Source organism: Curtobacterium sp. MCBA15_005, assembly GCF_001864855.1.
Lineage (GTDB): Bacteria > Actinomycetota > Actinomycetes > Actinomycetales > Microbacteriaceae > Curtobacterium > Curtobacterium flaccumfaciens.
The window spans coordinates 1-587 of record NZ_MJGL01000044.1; the positions used below are offsets into that span (position 1 = coordinate 1).

Annotated in this window: 1 protein-coding gene and 1 pseudogene; both read left to right on the forward strand. The window is 74.4% G+C overall.

Annotation, left to right across the window (positions count from 1 at the left end; genetic code table 11):
- Positions 1-347: pseudogene (locus BIU89_RS18615) on the forward strand (hypothetical protein); the annotation flags it as partial.
- A gap of 9 nt (positions 348-356) precedes the next feature.
- Positions 357-566: a hypothetical protein gene (locus tag BIU89_RS13040; RefSeq protein WP_071247128.1), complete on the forward strand. Its 210-nt coding sequence runs from the start codon at positions 357-359 to the stop codon at positions 564-566.
- The last annotated feature ends 21 nt before the right edge of the window (positions 567-587 follow it).

Below are 587 nucleotides of genomic sequence, written 5' to 3' on the forward strand. Positions count from 1 at the left end.
TGCCCGACCTCGTCGTCGCGAAGTCGTTCGGCTGCTTCGCCCTGCCGTGGGCGATCCGCCACGCGGTGCCCGGCGTCTGGCTCACCCCGGTGCTGACGCATGACGACGTGGCCACGGCGCTCGCCGCCGCCACCGACGCGCACGTAGCGATCGGGGGTGGGGACGACACCATGTGGCGGCCCGAGCGGGTCTCGGGAACTGCTGCGCGCCTCCAGACCGTCGACCGTGCCGACCACTCGCTCCAGGTGCCGGGAGACTGGCGGCGCTCGCAGCGGCTGCAGGCCGACGTCTTCGACGTCGTCGAGCGGCGCATCGCGGCCCTGCGGCCGCCGATGACGACGGACTAGGTTCGGCGCATGGGGGAACCGCAGGACATGGACGAGCTGCTGGGCCAGGCCGAGCGCGTCGACGCAGCGCCGCACACCACGCGGCGTGCCGTCGGGTTGGCCGCCGCGCTGGTCGCGGCCGGCGCCGCCGTCGCGATCGTGGTGACGGGATCGGCGCACGGCCTGCTCGGTGCGATCCTGTGGCTGGTCACGCTGGGCGCGTCGCGTCCGCTGTACTGACGGACGGACTGGAGGCCCGGG